Origin of the sequence: Sphingopyxis sp. (genome assembly GCF_035250425.1) — a bacterium.
In the GTDB taxonomy this organism is placed as follows: domain Bacteria; phylum Pseudomonadota; class Alphaproteobacteria; order Sphingomonadales; family Sphingomonadaceae; genus Sphingopyxis.
In genome coordinates, this window is record NZ_DATFFD010000165.1 from 1 (window position 1) to 18,098 (window position 18,098).

General features: G+C 66.1%; 10 protein-coding genes and 1 pseudogene. 6 read left to right on the top strand and 5 right to left on the bottom strand.

Features of this window, described 5'->3' with window-relative positions; genetic code table 11:
- Positions 1-7: 7 nt before the first annotated feature.
- The 6 genes from VJ811_RS09755 to VJ811_RS09780 are packed head-to-tail and all read left to right on the top strand — an operon-like array spanning position 8 to position 13,836.
- Positions 8-7,135, top strand: coding sequence for a DUF5801 repeats-in-toxin domain-containing protein (locus VJ811_RS09755; RefSeq protein WP_414711932.1), 7,128 nt, complete (start codon positions 8-10; stop codon positions 7,133-7,135).
- A gap of 55 nt (positions 7,136-7,190) precedes the next feature.
- Complete coding sequence (locus VJ811_RS09760) at positions 7,191-7,907, top strand: OmpA family protein (protein WP_324072081.1); 717 nt, start codon at positions 7,191-7,193, stop codon at positions 7,905-7,907.
- The gene (locus VJ811_RS09765; RefSeq protein ID WP_324072082.1) at positions 7,907-9,298 is read left to right on the top strand and encodes a TolC family protein; all 1,392 of its coding nucleotides are present in this window, start codon (positions 7,907-7,909) and stop codon (positions 9,296-9,298) included. Before VJ811_RS09760 ends, VJ811_RS09765 begins: the two co-directional genes overlap by 1 nt.
- Before the next feature lie 39 nt (positions 9,299-9,337).
- Positions 9,338-11,485: a type I secretion system permease/ATPase gene (locus VJ811_RS09770; protein ID WP_324072083.1), complete on the top strand. Its 2,148-nt coding sequence runs from the start codon at positions 9,338-9,340 to the stop codon at positions 11,483-11,485.
- Entirely contained in the window at positions 11,482-12,573 is a 1,092-nt protein-coding gene (locus tag VJ811_RS09775) for a cell wall hydrolase (RefSeq protein ID WP_324072084.1), read from the top strand. The genes VJ811_RS09770 and VJ811_RS09775 overlap by 4 nt, the downstream gene beginning before the upstream one ends.
- 12 nt (positions 12,574-12,585) lie before the next feature.
- A complete protein-coding gene (locus tag VJ811_RS09780; protein WP_324072085.1) occupies positions 12,586-13,836 on the top strand; it encodes an HlyD family type I secretion periplasmic adaptor subunit in 1,251 nt (416 codons plus the stop codon).
- On the opposite strand, the gene VJ811_RS09785 is transcribed toward VJ811_RS09780, so the two are convergent.
- From VJ811_RS09785 to VJ811_RS09805, 5 genes and pseudogenes are all read right to left on the bottom strand, one after another.
- Complete coding sequence (locus VJ811_RS09785) at positions 13,782-14,858, bottom strand: transglutaminase-like cysteine peptidase (protein ID WP_324072086.1); 1,077 nt, start codon at positions 14,856-14,858, stop codon at positions 13,782-13,784. The two genes, VJ811_RS09780 and VJ811_RS09785, sit on opposite strands and share 55 nt — an antisense overlap.
- Positions 14,859-14,944: 86 nt before the next feature.
- A complete protein-coding gene (gene cobU / locus VJ811_RS09790; RefSeq protein ID WP_324072087.1) occupies positions 14,945-15,469 on the bottom strand; it encodes a bifunctional adenosylcobinamide kinase/adenosylcobinamide-phosphate guanylyltransferase in 525 nt (174 codons plus the stop codon).
- The gene (locus tag VJ811_RS09795; RefSeq protein ID WP_324072088.1) at positions 15,466-16,923 is read right to left on the bottom strand and encodes a cobyric acid synthase; all 1,458 of its coding nucleotides are present in this window, start codon (positions 16,921-16,923) and stop codon (positions 15,466-15,468) included. The genes cobU and VJ811_RS09795 overlap by 4 nt, the downstream gene beginning before the upstream one ends.
- Positions 16,911-17,849, bottom strand: a complete 939-nt coding sequence (gene cbiB / locus VJ811_RS09800) for an adenosylcobinamide-phosphate synthase CbiB (RefSeq protein ID WP_324072089.1) — start codon at positions 17,847-17,849, stop codon at positions 16,911-16,913. The genes VJ811_RS09795 and cbiB overlap by 13 nt, the downstream gene beginning before the upstream one ends.
- Positions 17,842-18,098 (bottom strand): annotated as a pseudogene (locus VJ811_RS09805) (threonine-phosphate decarboxylase); the annotation flags it as partial. The pseudogene VJ811_RS09805 and the gene cbiB, both read right to left, overlap by 8 nt.

Below are 18,098 nucleotides of genomic sequence, written 5' to 3' on the forward strand. Positions count from 1 at the left end.
TGCGCCGGTGACGATCGATGTGCTCGCCAACGATGTCGAGGGCGCCGACAGCGTGCAGCCGGGGGCGGTTGAGCTGGTGGCCGGATCGCTGACCGGCACAGGCACGCTCGTCAACAATGGCGACGGCAGCTTCACCTACACGCCCGGCGCGCAGGAAACCGGCAGCATCAGCTTCCAGTACCGGGTCACCGACGGCGACGGCGACACCGACGTCGCCACCGCGACGATCACGCTCGTTGCCGATTCGGCGCCGCAGATCGGCAAGATTGCTGACGTCACCGTCGACGAGGACGGCCTCGTCGGCGCCAATGCCGACAATGGCCTGTCCGGCGAAGTGACCTCGACCGGCAGCGCGAGCGCCAACGGCACGATCATAGTCGATTTCGGCAGCGACGTTCCCGCGACGCTCGCGGGTTCGCTAGTCCTGGACGACAGCGCCGCGCTCGACACGCATCTGACCGTCAACAATGTGCCGGTGACCTTCGAAAAGGTCGGCAACGACCTTGTCGGTTCGGTCGGCGGCAATGAAGTGATCCGCATCAGCCTGACGGCCCCGGCCGCCGGCCCCGGCGCGACGCAGGTCACCTATGGCTATACGGTCACCCTCTCGCAGGCGATCGATCAGGCGGTCCCGGGCAGCGAGGATAGCGATTTCCTTGCGGGCATCGGCTTCACCGTCACCGACAATGACGGCACCACGGCATCGGGCGCGTTCGGCGTCACGATCGTCGACGACCTGCCGACGCTGAACGTTTCCGACGCGCCGACGACCGTCGTCGAAGGCGCGACCGCGAACGGCACCTGGACGCTCGATCGCGGTGCCGACGGCGTTTCCTCGGTCAATGTCAGCTTCGGCAGCGGCAGCGCAACGCTCTCGCTCGCGCCGGGAAGCAGCGTGTCGATCACCGAGCCGACGGGTACGCTGACGGTCAACGCGGACGGCACGTTCAGCTTTGCCGCCGTAGGCAACCAGAACAACGCCGCGAATCCGTCCGCAACCTTCACGCTGTCGGCGGTCGACCGCGACGGCGATCCGACGTCGGACAGCCTGACGATCGCGATCGCCGACGGCGCCATTCCGGCGAACGCCGCGCCGATCACACTCACCGTGAACGAAGCGGCGCTCGCCAATGGCAGCACGCCGCCCAGCCCGGACGAGGTCGCGAGCGGCGACATGATCTTCACGGCGGGTTCGGATACGCTGTCGGGCTTCGCTTTCACGGGCGTCGCCGGGCTTGTCGCAAGTCTCGACGGTGCCGGCACCGACATCTATTGGACGATGGCGCCCGGCGGGCAGACGATCACCGGATCGCTGACCCCGGATGGCCCCGCCGCAATCACGATCAGCCTGACCGCGCCCGCGAGCATCGCGCCCGGCGCGACCGGCACGGCGACGGTCACGGTGACGCTCGCCGGCAACCTGCCGCACGCGCTGGCGATGGCGGCACAGACGCAGCCGCTCGGCACCGTCACGGTGCAGGCGACCGATACCGACGGCGATCCCGCGACGGGCGTCGTCACCGTGCAGGTCACCGATGATGTTCCCGCGGTGACCGCGGCCGCCGGCGGCGCCAATGCGCTGACGGTCGACGACAGCGACCTTGCAACCAACGCCACGGCCAATTTCGGCTTCGGACAGCCGGGCAGCCTGTTCGACGTCGCGTTCAACGCCGACGGGCCGGCGGCGGTCAATTCGATCGTCTATGCGCTGGGCGTGAAATCGACCGGCATCGCTTCGGGTCTCGTCGACACCATCACCGGCCAGTCGGTGGTGCTAACCAATGAGGCCGGGGTCGTTTACGGCCGTACCAGCGGCAGCGGCGCCGTCGTTTTCACCCTGACGGTCGATGCGAACGGCACGGTGACGCTCGATCAGCAGCGTCCGGTCTTCCACTCGCCCGATACGGGCGCTGACCAGGCGATCGGGCTCAGCGCCGCCGACCTGATCACGCTGACCGCGACAGTGACCGATAGCGACGGCGACCCGGCGAGCGCGACGGCCAACATCGGCGGGTCGCTGACCTTCAAGGATGATGGCGTCAATATCGACATCGCGGTCGTGAGCGAGGCGAATGTCCTGCTGACGACGCAGGACGGCGAAACGATCGGCGCAGCGAGCGATTTCGCAGTGTCGACCGCGAATTTCAGCGACGCCTTTGCGTTTGCCAATGCCGATTTTGGCGAGGATGGCGCTGGCTCTATCACCTGGAATTACCTCCTGTCGCTGTTCGGCGCTGATGGCGCGGATTCAGGGCTCGATAGCAATGGTTTTTCGATCTTCCTCTATAATGTCAGCGGTGTGATCACCGGCTCGACCGCGGCGAACGCGGGCGCCGTCAACCCCGGCAACACGGTCTTCACTCTAGACGCGAACGCAGCGAGCGGCACGGTCACGCTCACGCAGTTCGCGCAGATCGACCATGACGGTCCGGGCGTCGACAGCAATTTCGAAAATCAGCTCGCGATGCTCGCGGACAATCTGGTCCGCCTGACCGGGACCGTGACGATCACCGATCGCGACGGCGACACCGACAGCGCGACGCAGTCGATCGATCTTGGCGGCAACATCCGCTTTGCCGACGATGGCCCGGTCCTCGACGTCACGCTGAAGGCGGGCGCCGAGCTGCTGATCGACGAGACCAACGGCGTTACCGCGGCGGGCACTGAAGTGGACCCCGATGCCACCGGCAACCTCGGTTCGGCGACGATTGCGATCGCCGATCTCTATACCGTCAGCCTCGATGCGGGCGCCGATACGCCCGTCTCCTACAGCTACGCATTCGTCCTTGGCGGTGCGAACCCGGAGAGCGGTTATCTGATCTCCGCGACCAATGAGGTGATCCGCCTCTACCAGGCCAGCCTGGGCACGGTCGAAGGCCGCGGCGAAACTTCAGGCGATGTCGCCTTTACCTTCACCGTCGCCGCGAACGGCACGGTCACGATGACCCAGCTGATCGCAATCGAACATGGCAATACCGCCAGCAATGACGAAAGCTCGCCAGGAATGAACGCCGGCGCGCTGCTGCTCCAGGTCACGGCGACCGATTTTGACGGCGATTTCAGCAGCGATACGGTTGACCTCGGCAGCGTCGTCCGCATCGAGGATGATGGCCCGTCGATCACCAATGTTGCGGGCTCGGGCATCGTCACGCTCGACGAAACCGGCGGTTTCGACACCGTGACGTCGGCGGACCCAGTTATCACCGCAGCCTTCGCCTATGGTGCTGACGGCCCCGCGTCGACCGGTGCGACGACTTATGGCATCGAACTGACGACCTCCGACCCCGAACTCGATCCGGCGGCGGTCGACAGCGGGCTGAAGACGGCCGTGGGCGACTTTGCGGTCATGCTGGTCGAAACCTCGGCGACGACGATCGCCGGACGCTACACCGATGGCGGCGGCACGCACGACGCCTTTACCATTACCATTGGCAGCGACGGCAAGCTGACGGTGACGCAGCTCGTCGCGCTCGAACATCTTCAGGATGGCGAACTGGCGCTTCATAATGATGCGCTGACGCTCACCGGCCTGATAAGCGCCACCGTCACGATCAAGGACGGTGACAACGACACCGCGACCGCGAAGACCGAGATCGGCGACCAGATCACCTTCCTCGATGATGGCCTTACAGCAAATGCCGACATAAAATCGATCATCGAGGGCGCCGTCGCGACCGGCAATGTGCTGACCGACAATGCCGACAGCTTTGGCACAGATGGTGCGGAGGCGACATCGCCCGCGGGCGGGGTTGTCGGTGTGCGCGCCGCGGGCGGCGACATGACGACGCCGGTCACGACCGGCACCGGCACGGTGATTTCGACCGCGCTCGGCGACCTCACGCTCAACGCGGACGGCAGCTACAGCTATGACGCCAAGCCGAACACGACGTCGACCATCGTCACCGACGTCTTCGTCTATACGATCCGCGATGCCGACGGCGACACCTCGACGACGACGCTGACGATCACGATCCAGCCGGTGACATTGGCCCCCGACAATCAGACAAAGACGGTCGACGAAGCCGGGCTCGACCTGAACCAGGATGGCGATGACGTCGCGGAGGGAACCGTCACCGGCAGCAACCCCGGCGCCACCACCGAAACCGTAACAGGAACACTGGGCGTTACGGGAACCGGCGTCACCTATACGCCGCAGACCGTCGAAGATGCGCTCGGCAAGTTCGTGCTCAATGCCAATGGCACCTACACCTATACGCTGAAATCGGCATTTGACGGTGCGACGCTCGACAATGACATCACCACTGAAAATGGCGTGCGGGTGTTCAACTACACCGCGACCGACGCCAACGGAAACAGCGTCCCCGGCACGATCACGATCAACGTCATCGACGATATTCCGACTGCGCGTGCCGACACCGATGCGGTGGCCGAGGACAGCGGGTTGCCGGCGACCGGCAACGTCGTGACCGGCGTCGGGACGACCAATGCGCCGGGAAGCGCCGACACGCAAGGAGCCGATGGCGCGGCGGTGACGGGTGTCGCCGCCGGTACTCCGGCGGGCGACGTGACAGGCAATATCGGTGTGGCGGTCGCAGGAAGCTATGGCTCGCTGACGCTCGACGCCATTGGCGGCTACACCTATACGCTGAACAACGGCAATGCGACGGTGCAGGCGCTGGGCGTCAATGAATCGCTGACCGAAACCTATACCTACACCCTCACCGACGGCGACGGCGACCGGACGACGACGACGCTGACGATCACGATCAACGGCGTCAATGACGCGCCGACCGTCACAAACAACGCCGTGTGGATGTCGAGCGATCCGGCACAGCAGACCGCGACGACACCGACGTTCGCCAACGGATATCCGTTGAATGTTGTCGTCCCGACCGATGTGGACGGCGATCCTCTGGTCGTGACGGCCAGCAACGCACCCACCGGCGTTTTCTATTTCAATGGTACATCCTATGTCGCGCTGACGACGGGCACGATCCTGTTCGATACCGATGCCGGCATCAACCTGCTCGACGACCTCGTCTACCGGCCCACCGCTACGGCTAATGACACGGTCGACGTCACGCTGAATCTCGGGGTTAGCGACGGTACAACGAGCGTTACCCAGTCGGTATTCATCCACGAAGTCGCGCCGACGCGCCTGCCGGGGCAGAATGCCCAGATTGGTGACGGCAGCAGCCCGTTGACCTCCGGCAATGACCAGGAGGTGACGCTCACGCTCACTCCCGAGTTTGCAGCCGGCCTGAACGGCAATGCCAATATTGCGGTGCTTGAGTTGTTCACCGACTTCCAGAAAAGCCCGTTCGATAGTCCGATACCGGTTAACGAGCGGGATCCCAACGGCTTCGGTGGAGGTAGCGCCGGTTCGAAGCGCGAAGAGGAAGTCACCGTCGAGATCACAATTGACGGCAATCGTTTCGTCGTCGTCCAGGACGACGACACGGCCGCCCAGTTCGAGCAGACTTGGCTCTACGACTCCGCGAGCGGCCTGATGAAGGCGACCGTGCCTTATACCAGCATCTTCCTGCTGGACGGCTCGGGCAATCCTACCGGCACCACACTCGCAGACTATCTCACCGCCAATCCCCCGGTGGGCGGCGACACATGGGAACTCACCTATCTTGACGATGATGGCGGCAGTTTCCAGGCACGTCTCGTCCGCTTCGAGTTCAAATATAACGACGCGGGCAATCCGGCCATCACGGTCAATGGCGACCCGGTGCTGGCCGACACCATCTACGGCACGTCGGGCAACGACACGCTGAACGGCAATGGCGGCAACGACATCATTTACGGCCGCGGCGGCAATGACGTCATCAACGGCGGCGACGGCGACGACACGCTGTTCGGCAATGACGGTAACGATACCATTACCGGCGGACCGGGCACCGATGCGATCGACGGTGGATCGGGCACCAACACGATTACGCCGCCGGTGGTGCTCGACCTCGACGGCGACGGGCTGGAGTTCGTCGACACCTCCGCCGGGGTCCGCTTCGACTTCGACGGCGACGGCATTGCCGAGGCTACGGCCTGGACCGCGCCGGACGACGGCCTGCTCGTCTACGACGTGAATGGCGATCGCCAGGTTTCGGGCGCGTCTGAACTGGTTCTTGCCAACTATGCCGATGGCGCCACGACCGACCTCGATGCGCTGCGGCTGGCGTTTGATACAAACGGCGACGGGCAGTTCACCGCTGCGGATGCCGAATTCGCCAGCTTCGGTGCCTGGCAGGATATCAATAGCAACGGTGTGGCCGATGCAGGCGAATATCATACGCTCACCGAACTCGGCATCACCGCGATCGACCTTCATTCGGACGGACAGAGCTATCGGGCCGCTTCGGGCGAGGTTCTGGTTTTCGGGCAATCCAACTTCACCCGGGCCGACGGCAGCCGGGGCACCGTCGGCGACGTCTCCTTCGCAACGCGGCAGGCCGATGGTGCGCAGCGCGCAGTGGATCAGAGCAGCAATCAGGCGCTGGCCAGCTCGCTGGTCGCCGCGTCGCTGATCGTGGGGATTCACGACGCGCAGCCGGACAGCGTCGCGTCGCCGATCGCGGTGACGAGGGCCGAGCCGGGTATCGACCAGGCCGACGGCGGCGTCGCGGCGGCTGCCGTCGATGCTTCGGCGCTGGCGACGCCTTCGAGCGCCGCGAATGACAGCCTTGCGGAAACGCCGAAAACCGCCGCACCCGACACGTCCACGCCGCATTCCGACGAGACGAGTCCCGCCGCGATCGACGGCGCCGAGGACAGCGGCTGGCGCAGCGAAGCCACCGACAATGCCGATACCGGCAACCCGGATTCGCTGGCCGACATGATCGCGGATCGTGGTTCGTTCGATCCCGGCGTGATGGACGGCCTGCTTGCGCTGGCGGCGGTGCCGGCCGAGGCGGTTGCCGCCGGCTCCGATGCCGCGGCGCATGATCCGGCGGCGATTGCAGTGCTTGCCGAGGTTCTGGAAAGCGGCGGCAGCACGGTCGATCAGCTGATCCACGCTGTCACGGGCGGCCCCGAACCGGTGCAGATCGCGGCCGGTGAGACGCCGGCATTCGATCTGGCGCAGTTCCTCGATCAACAGATCGCGCCGGATGTGGCGTTCCCGACCAGCCAGGCGCTGGAAGCGGATCTTCACGCCATGGCAGCGGCCTGATCGAGCAGTTTTCAAAGACCAGTGGAACAGAGAATAACGGGAGGGCGATACGAACATGGCACATCAACCGGGAAAATGGATGGCGGGGGCATTTGCCGCGCTGGCCTTCGCCCAGCCTGGCAGCGCTTATGCGCAGGCTCTTGCCGATCAGCCGATCGATCAGGTGCGAACCGAGGTTCAAACCCGCTATGACGCGGCCCTGGCGCTGACCACCGATCGCTCGGTCGTCGCCGCCAACAGCAATGTCTATACTTGGGCGTCGGAGGCCAAGGTCCAGTGCGGCATCGCCAAGGGCTTCCTGAAATCGGGCACCAAGGACGCCGAAAGCCTGCGGCGCTGCGATTTCGCCTATGGCATGATGACCAAGCGGCCGCAGCCGACGCCCGAAGCGCCGCTGGTGCCGCCGGCCCCGCCGAGCGAAAATTGCCCGCCCGAGGTCGCCTCGACCTTCTATTTCGACTGGGATTCGACCGTCGCGCCCGCCGATGCGGGTCAGTCGGTCGCCTTCATGGCCGAGAATCGCACGCGTTGCGGCTGGCGCAGCTTTACCGTCGTCGGTCACACCGACCGGTCGGGCTCCGATAAATATAACGACGGTCTGGCGCTGCGCCGGGCGCGCGTGATCGCCGACATGATGGGCACCGCGGGCATTCCGGCCGACGCCATTGCGGTGTCGGGGATGGGCGAGCGCAAGCCGCGCGTCCAGACGGTGGACGGCCAGCGCACGCCGGAGAACCGGCGCGTCGAAGTCGAAGTGAATGGGGGACTGTGATGAAACAGCAAATTAAGCTCGCCGGCTTTGCCTCGGCCATCGCCATATCCTTTTTCGCCAGTTCGGCCTTTGCCGAGCCGACCAGCATGCAGAATGTCATGGCGGTCGCGATCGATTCGAATCCGCAGATCAATCAGGCGGAGATGAACAAACAGGCGATCGAGTTCGAACTCGAACAGGCGAAGGGGCTGTATCTGCCGCGCGTCTCGCTCGAAATGTCTGCGGGCGTCCGCCGGCTCGAAAATGCGACGCGCCGCAACCTCGGCATCGCCAACGATGAACTCTATCCGCTCGAAGCGGGGATCCGTGCCGAGCAGACGCTGATCGATTTCGGCCGGCGCCACGGCGAAAAGCTTCGCCAAGCTGCGCGCGTCGACGGCGCGGCGCTGCGCGTGGTCGAACGGTCGGAGTTCATTGCGCTGCAATCGGCGCGGCAATATCTCGACGTCCTGCTACAGCAGCGCGTCGTCGCCGCCGCCGAAGATAATATGACCTTTCACAACAGCCTGGTGTCCGACCTGTCGAGCGGCGTGACCGCCGGATCGATCAGCACTGCCGACCTGCAGCAGGCGCAGGAGCGCGCGAAGGCGGCGAGCGTTCGCGTGTCCGAAGCCAGGGAAGCATTGCAGAATGCCAAGATCGAACTGCTCGCGCTGAGCGGGCTCGAGGTCGAGGAAGTGCAGATGCCGCCGGCGATGGCCGAAAAACTGCCCGTCAGCCTCAGCGAAGCGGTCGGCCTGACCCGGTCGCGGCACCCGAAGGTGCTCGAAGCGCAGGCCGATGTCGATGCGGCGAATGCCGAGGCGAAGAAGGAGAAGGGCGATATTTTTCCGACGATCGGCCTCGAATTTTCGGGCCGGGTTGGCGATGATATCGACGCGTTCCGCGGCGAGACGACCGACCTGCTCGGCCGCGTCGTCCTGCGCTGGGATATTTTCAATGGCGGGATCAATCAGGCGAAATATCAGGAGATGATCCGCCGCGCGAGCGAGAGCCGCTTCCGCCTGCACGAAACCGAACGCAATGCCGAGGCCGATACGCGCCGCGCATGGAACAGCCGCGAGACGCAGACCGCGGTGTTCCGCGACCTCGTCGATCAGAGCAAGTCGACCGACGAACTGCTGCTGTCGTACCGCGAGCAATTCTCGGTCGGCCGCCGTTCGCTGCTCGACGTACTCGACGCGCAGAACACGCGCTTCAACGTCCAGGTGCGTGCCGAAACCGCGCGTTTCTCGGAGATGTTCGCGGTCTATCAAATCCTCGCATCGACCAACAGCCTGCTCGACGCGTTCAACCTGACCGCTCCCGAAGCGCGCCGCGTCTATGCGCGCGAGAAGGTCGGTTACGGCCCGCCGGCGCCCGCCGAACTCCAGCGTCGCCATCGCCCGTAAATGATGTCAGTGGATTGATTCCGAGTAGAAAATTTGAATATGGTGCAGAATCAATCCACGATTGCGCGTATCGGTAAAGAGGCGCCGGGCGATCCGCTGATCGCCTGTATCCTCTTTGTCGCGCAGCATTTCGGCCAAAATTTCCAGCGCGGTGCGCTTGTCGCGCTCGCGCGCGATGAAAGGGGCTTCCTCCCCTTTCATCAGGCCGAGGCCGCGCTCGATCTCTGCTTCATCAACAATGAGCAGCTCTACGCGCGCAAGGTGCGGCACCTTGCGCGCGAGTTGCCCGCGATCATCCGGCGCTCCGACGGCACCTGCGCGGTGCTGATCGAAGCGCGCGATAACCAGTATCTCGTCTGGGAGCCGGGTGCCGATGCGCCGATCTGGGCCGACGAAGCGGCGGTCGAGGAAAGTTACGCCGGGCAGGCGGTGGCGGTGGCCGCCGATCCGACCGCGATCCGCGCCGAGGAACGGCCGTGGGACGAACAGGCAAAGCGCCACTGGTTCTGGAGCGAGGTCCGGCGGATGCGCCGCTCCTTCTACCCGGTGCTCGGCGCGGCGCTGATGATCAACCTGCTCGGTTTTGCACTGCCGCTGTTCACGATGAACGTCTATGACCGTGTCATCCCGAACAAGGCGGTGTCGAGCCTGTGGGTCCTCGCCGTCGGCGCGCTGCTCGCCTTTGCGGTCGAATTCACGCTGCGCCTCGCGCGGTCGACCTTGCTCGACGATCTCGGCCGCGAACTCGACGTCAAACTGTCCGAGAAAATCTTTTCGAAGGTGCTGAACATGCCGCTGGCCGACCGCCGCGGCAGCACCGGCATGCTCGCGCGGCGCGTGTCCGAATTCGAATCGGTCCGCGATTTCTTCGCCTCGACGACGATCGTCCTGCTCGTCGACATCGTTTTCCTTTTCCTCTTCCTGATCATGATCGCCGTGCTCGCGGGCTGGCTCGCGCTCGTTCCGCTGGCGATCATCGTCGCAATGGGTGTCGCCGGCTATTTCCTGCAGCGGCGGATGGTGCAGGCGTCGCTCGACAATCAGGCCGACATGAGCATCCAGCATGCGACGCTGGTCGAGGCGATCGGCGGGGCCGAAACGGTCAAGAGCTGCGCTGCCGAGGGGCAGGTGCTCGGCCAGTGGCGCCGGATGGTCGACACCAGCGCGCGGACGCAGGCGACGATGCGCCGCACCGGCGCCGCGGCGATCAACCTCGCGACGCTCGGCCAGCAATTTTCCAGCCTCGCGCTCGTCGTCGGCGGCTTCTACCTGTTCGATGCGGGCAAGATTTCGATGGGCGCGATCATCGCGATCGTGATGCTCGCGGGCCGCTCGATGGCGCCCGTCGGCCAGCTCGCCTTCCTGATGACGCGCGGGCGTCAGGCGCTGACGACGATGGCGAGCATCCAGCAGATGATCGAGGCCGACGACGAACGCCGCATGGGCAGCAGCGCGCTGAACCTGACGATCGACATAGGCCATGTCGTCGTCGAAGGCCTGTCCTTCACCTATCCGGGCGCCGCGGCGCCGTCCTTGTCGGACATCAATCTGAAGATCGACGCCGGCGAGCGGATCGCGATCGTCGGCCGCGTGGCGTCGGGCAAGTCGACGCTCGGGCGCCTTCTCTGTGGGCTCTATGCGCCCGAGGCGGGCAATATCTTCATCGATGGGCTCGACAGCCGCCAGCATTCGCCGATCTATCTGCGCTCGCAATTCCGCTTCGTCGGGCAGGATTCGGTGCTGTTCAGCGGCTCGATCAAGCAGAATATGCAGTTTTGCGCCCCCTCGGCGACCGACGCCGAATTGCTTGCAACCTTGCAATCGATCGGCGCCGACCGCTTCATGGGCCGTGACGAAACCGGGCTTGACCGCGGCACCGGCGAACGCGGCGGGCAATTGTCGGGTGGCCAGCGCGGCTTCCTCACCATCGCGCGCGCGCTTGCTTCACCCTCGCGACTGCTCTTCCTCGACGAGCCGACCGGCGCGATGGACACGCAGAGCGAACGGCTTTTCATCAACGCGCTCGATAGCGCCGTCGGCAAATCGCAGACGGTGATCATCGCGACGCACCGCGAGGCGATCCTCCAGATGTGCGACCGCATCATCGTGATCGACGGCGGCCGCATCGTCGCCGACGGCCCGCGCGCCGAAGTGCTCGCGCGATCGACCAAGGAACCGGCATCATGATCCCTGAACTCAACATCGGGCGCGATGTCGCCGCAGCGGCCGACGCACCCTGGGCGGATGCTCGGCAGGGGGCGCCCAAGAGCCTGAAGCTGATCCTGCTAGGTCTCGCGCTGTTCGCGACCGCGATCCTGTTCGCTTCGTCGAACGACCGGCTGTCGCGCTTCGTCGAGGGCACCGTTGCCGATTGGGCCGCCGATCCCGTCGAAACCGCCAAGGCGGCGAAGCAAAAGGCGATTGCGAAACTGATCACCGATACCGAAGCAAACTCCGTCGTGCCGACCGCCGAAGGCGCCGACGCGGTCGCGCGCAACGCGTTGCTCCCCGTTTCGGCGCTGCCGGTCGAGGCGGCGCGGCCGTTCCTGATGCCGACGATCTCGCTGGCGCAGGCGACCAACGCGCAGCGCTGCCTGACGCAGGCGATCTATTACGAGGCCGCAACCGAGTCCGACGCTGGCAAGGCGGCCGTCGCACAGGTCATCCTCAACCGCATGAAGCACCCGGCCTATCCGAACACCGTGTGCGGCGTGATCTATCAGGGCAGCGCGCGTCCGGGTTGCCAGTTCAGCTTCGCGTGCGATGGATCGATGCGCCGCCCGCCGGTGCCGGCGCTGTGGCGCCGCTCGGCCGAGATCGCGCGCGCCGCTTTGTCGGGCCATGTCGAGGTGAGCGTCGGCATGGCGACGCATTACCACGCCAATTATGTGCTGCCGCGCTGGGCGCCGAAGCTCACCAAGATCGAGCAGATCGGCGCGCATATCTTCTATCGCTGGCCAGGGTCGTGGGGGAAGCCGCGCGCTTTCTCCGACGCCTATACCGGCGCCGAATATATTCCCGCGTTCAGCCAGCTATTTCAGGGCGCCGCAGCGGCTGCCGAGGCGCTGCCCGGCGAAGTGATCGCGGTCGAGGGCGTGCCCCCGCCGCGCGACCCGACCGACCGCCGCACCGACACCGACGTCGGCGGCCGCGTCGATGTGACCAAGGGTTGGGTGCCGAACATTCCCGACCCGACGCAGAGCAAATCGCGGTTCGACAGCCTGACGACCCAGCAAGGGGCGCAAGCCGCAGCCGAGCCCCAGAGTGTTGAATAGGGGCGCGTTTTCATGATGAAGTTCTGGCAGCGTTTGCGCGGTAGCGAACAGATCATGGTCGCGGCGGCTGCGGGTTTCGTCCTCTTTCTGCTGTGGGCGAGCATCGCGCGCGTCGATGAGATATCGCGCGGGCAAGGGCGCGTCATCCCTTCGTCGAAAGTGCAGATCATCCAGTCGGCCGAACCCTCGACGATCCGCGAAATCCTCGTCCGCTCGGGGCAGACGGTGAAGAAAGGCCAGCTCCTCGTCCGGCTCGACAATACGACGTCGCAGTCCGAACTCGGCCAGCTCGAAACCGAAAATGCCCGCCTTGCGCAGCGCGCCGCGCGCCTTGCGGGCGAAGGCGGCGGGGCGGGCTGCACCGGGGCAAGCTGCGGCGACGAAATGCGGCTGGCCGAGGTACGGCGCTCGTCGCTGCAAAGCCAGCTCGCGGCGCTATCCGCCAGCGTCGAGCAGCGCCGCCGCGACATGGGCGAGGCGCAGGCGACCGCCGCGTCGCTCGAAAGCAGCCTCAGCCTCGCACGCGAACAGGTCGCGATGCTCGCGCCGCTCGCGGCGAAGGGCGTCGTCCCGCAGACCGAATTGCTCACCGCGCAGCGCGAAGTCGTCGATATTCAGGGCCGGCTCGCCGCGGCGCGCCAGGCGATTTCACGCTCGCAAGCCGCGGTGCGCGAAGCCGGCGCCGAAGTGTCGCGCGCGCGCTTCGACTTCCAGCAGGAAGCGCTCAACGAACGCAGCCAGCTCACGACCAAGATGGCGGTCAACGAGGAAACGATCCGCGGCGCCGAAGGCCGGCTGGCGCGATCCGAAATCCGTTCGCCGACGCGCGGGGTCGTCAACGACCTGCTCGTCAACACGGTGGGCGGTTATGTGAATGCCGGCGAGCAGATCATGCAGGTGGTGCCGCTGGGCGACAAATTGCTGATCGAAACGCGCGTGACCCCGCGCGATATCGCGTTCATCAAGGTCGGCGACCCCGCGAACGTCAAGGTGACCGCCTATGATTTCTCGATCTATGGCGGGCTCAACGGCAAGGTCGTGCGCGTGTCGGCCGACAGTATCTATGACGAGGTCGAACGGCAGGCCTATTTCACCGTCGTCGTCGAAACGACGAACAGCTATCTGACGTCGAACGGCCGGCGGCTGCCGATCACTCCCGGCATGCTATGCGATGTCGAGATCGTGACGGGCAAGAAATCGGTGCTGAGTTATTTGCTCAAGCCGGTCTTGAAGGTCAGCGGGTCGGCACTGACCGAACGCTGATTGTTCAGTGCCAGCGTATAGCTTTTCTGCGACGCCGGATTCGCAGCGAAGTTCGGCGACGGCTGTGTGCCGCGATAGGCGTGGACCCAGCGCCGGTTTTCGCTGAACGACAGCACCGGCCGCACCGCATTGGCGCGGCTGCCATCGTAAAGCCGGTCGGTCATATTATCGAGCACGACCTTGCCCGCGCTGGTCTGGACGAGCAGGAAGGCATGGTCGGCGTTGGCGGCGAGATCGCGGAGGAGCACCAGCTTCATCCGATCGGCATCGACCCCGGCGGCGCGCAGCATCTGCATCTTCAGGATCGCGAAATCCTCGCAATCGCCTTTGCCGCGCGCGATCGTCTGTTCGGCGGTCGCCCAGAAATCGCGCTGCCGGTAATTGCGGTCGTCGTTCACATAGGCGATTTCGCGGTTCACCCACTGATTGACGCGCGCTAGAAGCTCGGGCTCGTTCAGCCCCGGCGACGCATTCGCCCGGCGCAGTTTTCCCTGCATCAGCCCGGCCGGCGCGGCGCGGCGCACGCGGTCCCAGCGATCGTCGAAGCGCGTGCGCTTGACCGGGATCGCGCGGGTGCCGAGTTCGGCGGCCGGATCATATTCGGCGCTTGCGTTGGCGAACGGCGCGAAAACCGACGGCACACCGCAGCCCTCGGACGAGGCGAAAGCGATCGGGGTGCGGCTGGCGGGCTCGAGCGTCTGCCGAACGGGGAACGCGGCGAGGCTAGCGATGACCGGCACCGCGGCAGCGGGTTCGGGCGCCGCGATGCCTTGCTGGTCGGCGCGGATGCGGTCGAGCGCGCTCGGCGCTCCGCTCAATATGGCGCGTGAGATGTCGGCCCTGGCCGGCGGCGCATAGCTCGCCGCGACGGGACATGCAGCCTTGCCGTCCGCCAGCGCCTTGACGTTAAGCAGCTTTGACGAGGCATGGGCGGCCGACGGCGTCAGCGCCGCGGCGGCAAGGGCGATGGAGACAGGAAGCCATCGCGAATCGCCAGCGACAAGATCGGCATGCTTTCTCATGCGGCCCGATTTGCCGGGGCGGCGTGAGGATATGCTTCATAACGATAGTAAACGCCACATTCAGCACGTTTCGGGGATGGTGCGCTTTAGGTCCCGCGCTGCTTGAGCGTGAGGGGCAATCCCGCAGTGAGCAGCACGACTTCCTCCACCGCCGCCGCAACCGACTGGTTGAGTTGTCCCGCCGCGTCGCGGAACGCCCGTGCGAGTGCATTGTCGGGCACGATGCCAAGGCCAACCTCGTTGGCTACGAGTATCAATTTGCCCTCGAAACGGACGATCGCATCGCACAACTCGCGGCCCGCGCGCGGAATGTCGGCCTCGGCGAGCAGCAGGTTCGATACCCAGAGCGTCAGGCAGTCGACCAGCACGACGGCGTCTTCGGCATTCAGCGCGTCGATGGCGGCGGGCAGGTCGCGCGGCGCCTCGACCGTGCGCCAGCGCGCGTCGCGGTCGGCCTGGTGGCGGGCGATCCGCGCGCGCATCTCGTCATCGAACGCTTCGGCGGTCGCAACGAAGACCGGGCTGCCGCCCGCGGCTTCGGCGCGCGCCTGCGAATAGCGACTCTTGCCCGAGCGCGCGCCGCCGAGCACGAATAGCGACGATCCGCTCATGCGGCGATCCCCGCGATGCGCAACATCGCATCGATATCGGCGTGCGCCGCAAACTCGGCCGCAATGTCGTCGAGCGCCGCGTCGACGTCGGCCAAATAGTCGCGTCCGCCGCCCGCTACGCCGATCCGCGCCAGCAACGCGCGGCGGAAGCCAGGCGACGCGAACAGCCCGTGCAGATAGGATCCGATGACATTGCCCTCATCATTGATCGCGCCGTCCCGCGCGCCGTCTTCCAGCGTGGCGAACGGCTGCGCCGTTCCGGGGCCGCTGGTTTCACCCATATGCATTTCATAACCTTCGACCGGCGTACCCAATGCGGTTCCATGCACATGACGCAACGTCTTTGCAGGCGAAAGAATCGTTTCGATGTCGAGCAGGGCAAGCCCTTCGACCTCGGCAGCTGTCCCTTCGATCCCCAGCGGATCGGCGATCCTACGCCCGAGCATCTGATAGCCGCCACACAGCCCGACGATCATCCGGCCGCGCCGGTGATGCGCCTTGATGTCGATGTCCCAGCCCTCGGCACGCAGCGCCGCTAGGTCGGCGATCGTCGCCTTCGATCCGGGCAGGACGATGATCGCCGCCTCGGCGGGGATCGGCCGGCCCGGCGGCACCATCACGATCTCGACCCCGGGCTCGAGCTTCAGCGGATCGAGGTCGTCGAAATTCGAGATGCGCGGCAGGATCGGGCAGGCGATCAGCTTGCGCCCCTCGCGCGGATCGGCGGGGCGTTCGAGGATCACCGCATCCTCGCTCGGCAGGCGCGCTGCCGCGCTGAGCCAGGGGATGACACCGAAACCCGACCAGCCGCTGCGCGTCTCGATCTCGCGATAGCCATCCTCGAAGAGCGCCGGATCGCCGCGGAACTTGTTGATCAGGAAGCCGCGGATCATCGCCGCATCGTCGGGATCGATCACGGCGCGCGTGCCGACGACCGAGGCGATGACGCCGCCGCGGTCGATGTCGCCGATCAGCACGACGGGCACATTCGCAGCGCGCGCGAAACCCATGTTCGCGATGTCGCCCGCACGCAGGTTGATCTCTGCGGGCGATCCGGCGCCCTCGACGATGACGATGTCTGAGGCGGCACGGAGGCGCGCATAGCTTTCGAGCACTTCGGCCATCAGCGCGCCACGCGCCTCGCGGAAATTGCCGCTGCCCAGCGTCCCGCGCACGCGGCCGTGGACGATCAGCTGCGACGTGCGATCGGCCTGCGGCTTCAGCAGCACCGGATTCATGTCGCTGTGCGGTTCGGCGCGGCACGCAATGGCTTGCAGCGCCTGTGCGCGCCCGATCTCGCCGCCGTCGGTCGTCACCGCGGCATTGTTCGACATATTCTGCGGCTTGAAGGGAAGGACGCGAAGGCCGCGATTGGTGAGCGCGCGGCACAGCGCCGCGACGAGTACCGACTTGCCGACGTCGGAGCCGGTGCCCTGCAGCATTAGCGCAGCCATGCCACACCCCCCGCGATCAGCCACACGAGCAGGCACGCGCGTACATAGATGGCGAGCGCACGGTCGATATCGCCGCCGCCCGCGTCGCTGTCGCTTTCCCCGATCCACGGCTTGTTGTGCATTACCCCGTCATAGGCGACCGGGCCCGCCAGCCGAAGCCCCAGTGCGCCCGCCATCGCGGCCTCGGGCCAGCCGGCGTTGGGCGAGGCGTGCTGGCGCGCGTCGCGCCACAAGGTGTGCCATCCGCCGCCGCCCGCGAGGCACAGCAGCAGGCCCGATAGCCGCGCGGGAATCCAGTTGGCGAGATCGTCGGTGCGCGCCGCCGCCCAGCCGAAGGCGCGCCAGCGCGCCTCGCGGTGGCCGATCAGGCTGTCGGCGGTGTTCACCGCCTTATATGCCCACACGCCGGGCAGACCGAGGAGGAACAGCCAGAAAAGCGGCGCCGCAACCCCGTCGCAAAAGCTTTCGGCGAGGCTCTCGATCGCGGCGCGCGCGACGCCGCTTTCATCGAGCGCGGCGGTGTCGCGGCCGACGATCATACCGACCGCGCCGCGTGCGCCGGGCAGGTCGCCCGCATCGATCCGCTCGCCGACCGCACGGGCATGGTCGAACAGGCTGCGCTGAGCGAGCGCAGGCCAGGCGAGGATGGCGACGGCGATCCAGCCCCATGCGCCGAGCGACGCGATCACCCAGCGCTCGAGCGCCCAGCCGGCGCCGGCGACGAGAACGAGCGGGACGAGCAGGGTCGGGATACCGAGCGCACGCCGCGCGGCGAAGCTATGTCCGGGACGGTTCCACCGCGCCTCGCAGCCGTCGATGATCCGCGCGAACAGGCCGACGGGGTGGCCGACGCGGCGATAGAGCGCGCGCGGCCAGCCGAACGCGGCGTCGAGCGCCAGCGCGGCGAGCGCGATCGGCTCAGCCATCGGCGAGCGCCGCTTCGAGCCGGGCCAACGCCGGGCGACCGGCAGGCAGGCCGATACGCAGCCAGTGCGGTTGCCCGGCGAAGGGCCGCGTCAGGATCGCACGCTGCGCGAGGCGTTCGAACAGCGCATGCGCATCGTCCGCCTCGATCAGGCGAAACAGCGGGCAGGCTCCGATTGGCCGATAGCCGTGGCGCATCAGCACCGCGTCGAGCGCAGCAGCGTCTTGGGGCAGGTGCCTGCGCGTGGCAG